Annotated in this window: 2 protein-coding genes; both read left to right on the top strand. The window is 73.5% G+C overall.

Annotation, left to right across the window (positions count from 1 at the left end):
- Positions 1-2,297, top strand: a 2,297-nt coding sequence (locus tag F3T56_RS45640; protein ID WP_149831340.1) for a non-ribosomal peptide synthetase, incomplete at its 5' end; no start/stop codon positions are given.
- Positions 2,294-3,158 (top strand): condensation domain-containing protein (locus F3T56_RS45635; protein ID WP_246204886.1); only part of this gene is annotated, 865 nt, incomplete at its 3' end. The genes F3T56_RS45640 and F3T56_RS45635, both read left to right, overlap by 4 nt.

Below are 3,158 nucleotides of genomic sequence, written 5' to 3'. Positions count from 1 at the left end.
AGCGCCTGGTGGAGGAGCTGCGGCCCGAGAGGGACCTGAGCTACACCCCCCTCTTCCAGGCCATGCTCATGCTGCACGACGAGCCCTTGGCGCCTGCCGACCTGCCGGGGCTGGCCGTCACCCCGCTGATCCTCGGTAACGGGGCAGCGAAGTACGACGTGTCCCTGGAGCTCACCGACGTGCCGGGCGGCCTCACCGGCCTGCTGGAGTACGACGCCGGGCTGTTCGACGCGGCGACGATGGACCGGTTCGCCCGCCACCTGGAGACATTCCTCCGGGCGGCCGTGGCGGAGCCGGGCCGTCCGGTGGCGGACATCGGCCTGCTGGACGAGGCGGAACGGCGGACGATCCTGCGGGAGTGGAACGACACCGGGCCGGGCACGCCCCTCAGCGACACCGTTCCCGCGCTTGTCGCGCGCCAGGCCGCGGCGGCGCCGGACCGCCTCGCGGCCCGCTGCCTGGACCGCGAGATCACCTACGGCGAACTGGAGCGCCGGGCCGGCGCCGTGGCCCGTGCCCTGCGCGGGCGAGGCGTCGGCGAGGAGGACATCGTCGCGGTCCTCGCCGACCGGGACATCGACTACCTGGTGGTGCTGCTCGGCGTCATCCGGGCGGGCGCGGCCTTCCTGCCGGTGGACCCCCGGCAGCCGCTGAACCGCACGGCGGAGGTGGTGCGCCGGGGCCGCTGCGCCCTGGTCATCGCCGACGCGGCGCGCACCGGCGACGTGGTGCGCGCCCTCGGAACGGACACCGGTTCGCCCGTGGTGCCGCTCGCCGAGATGCTCGCCGGGCCGGACGAGGAGCCCGGGGCGCCCGCGTGCCGCCCGGAAGGACTGGCGTACGTGCTGTTCACCTCCGGCTCGACGGGCACGCCCAAGGGCGTCATGGTCGAGCACCGCGGCATGACCAACCACGTCCTGGCCAAGATCGCGGACCTGGGGATCACCGGGGCTGACGTGGTCGCGCAGAACGGCCCGCAGTCGTTCGACGTGTCCGTCTGGCAGTTCCTCGCGGCACTCACGGTCGGCGCCACGACCGAGATCCTGCCCGACGAGATCGCCGATGACCCCGGCCGGCTGCTGGCGGAGACCGAGCGTCGCGGTGTGACCGTGCTTCAGGTGGTGCCCAGCATGATGCGGGCGCTCCTCGACGAGGCCGGGCAACTCGGCGCAGATTGCCCGCCGCTGTCCGCCCTGCGCTGGCTGGTGCCCACCGGCGACGCGCTCATGGCGGGCCTCGCCCGCGAATGGCTGGCCCGCTGGCCCGGCGTACCGCTGCTCAACACCTACGGCGCCACGGAGTGTTCGGACGATCAGTGCCACGTCGCGATTACGACGGCCGGGGAACTGGACGGCTCCGGGCCCATCGTCACGATCGGTCGCCCGATCGCGCACATGCGCGCCTACGTGCTGGACCCGAGGCTGGCCCCGGCGCCGGTTGGGGTGCTCGGCGAGCTCTACCTGAGCGGGGTGGGCGTCGGGCGCGGCTACCTGGACGACCCCGGGCGCACGGCGGAGACCTTCCTGCCCGACCTGTTCTCGGCCGAGCCCGGTGCCCGCCTCTACCGGACCAGGGACCGTGTCCGCCGCCATGCCGACGGTACGATCGAGTTCCTTGGCCGTGCCGACAACCTGATCAAGGTGCGCGGCTTCCGGGTGGAGCCGGGTGAGATCGAGGCCGCGCTGGAACGGCACCGGGCCGTGCGCGAGGCGCTCGTGGTCGCCCGCCGCGACCACCAGGGCGAGGCGCGGCTTGCGGCGTACGTCGTCGCCGACCCCGGACCCGGCGGCGACGCGGAACTCACCGCGGAGTTGGGCCGGTTCCTCCGCGAGCGGCTTCCCGACTACATGGTGCCCAGTGTGCTCGTGCGCCTGGACGCGTTCCCGCTGAACGCCAACGGCAAGGCCGACCGCGCTGCGCTGCCCGAGGCGCCCGAGGCGTCCCCGGCGCGTTCCTTCGTCCCGCCGCGCACCGCGACCGAGCGCGAGGTGGCCGCGATCTGGGCGGAGGTGCTGCGCATGGAGCGGATCAGCGCGGATGACCGCTTCTTCGAGCTGGGCGGTCATTCGTTGCTGGCCACACGCGTGGTGTCCCGCGTCCGGCAGCGGCTGGGAGTCGACCTGCCGATGCGCGTGATGTTCGACGCCGACTCGGTTGCCGGACTGGCGTCCGAGATCGAGCGGCGGCAGAACGAGGAATCCGGCGCGGACGAGGCACTGGGGGCCATGGTCGCCGCCGTGGAGGAGCTCAGCGACGAGACCGTCGCCCAGATGCTGCGGGAACGGGAGGAGTCGTGAGCGGACTGCCGGAACGGATCCGGTCGCTGTCACCGGAGCGTCGGGCGCTGCTGGAGATGCTGCGCAGGGAACGGGCGGGCGACGCCATCACGCCCCGTGGCCCCGCCCCGTGGGCGCCGCTGTCGTTCGCGCAGCAGCGGATGTGGTTCCTCGACCGGTTCGACCCGGGCAACCCGGGCTACAACGTGTACGCCGCCGTCCGGCTGCGCGGACCGCTCGACGCCGGGGCACTGGAACGGGCCGTCGCAGCCCTCCGGGAGCGGCACGAGACCCTGCGGACACGGTTCAATCTGCGCGAGGGCGCGCTGGTGTCCTCGATCGCCGAGCCTGCTCCCATACCGCTGCCCGTGTCGGAGATCCCCGCCGGCGACGGCGATGAGACGGCGCGCCGCCTCGCCGTCGAGGAGGCCCGCACGCCCTTCGACCTCGCCGAAGGGCCCCCGCTCCGTGTCCGCCTGCTGCGCCGGGCCGCCGACGACCACCTGCTGCTGCTGACGGTGCACCACATCGCCGCCGACGGGTGGTCGTTGGGCGTGCTGGTCGAGGAACTCGCCGTGCTGTACCGAGCCTTCGCGGCCGCAGAGCCGAACCCGCTGCCTCCCCCGCCGATCCAGTACGCCGACTACGCGGTCTGGCAGCGGGAGACGCTGACGGACGAGCGGCTGGCGGAGGGCCTGTCGTATTGGCGCGGGGAGCTGGCCGGTGCTCCGGCGCTGCTTGAACTGCCCGCAGACCGGCCCCGGCCCGCGCAGCGCTCCGGGGAGGGGCGCCGCCTGGAGTTCGCGCTCTCCGACGAGTTGTCGGAGGAGGTGCGGGTGTTGGCGCGTGGTGAGCGGGTGACGGTGTTCATGGTGTTGCTGG

It is taken from the genome of Streptomyces tailanensis (assembly GCF_008386495.1).
Lineage (GTDB): Bacteria > Actinomycetota > Actinomycetes > Streptomycetales > Streptomycetaceae > Streptomyces > Streptomyces tailanensis.
Note: the sequence above shows the minus strand (reverse complement) of the source record. Positions and strands in the feature narration are given on the sequence as shown.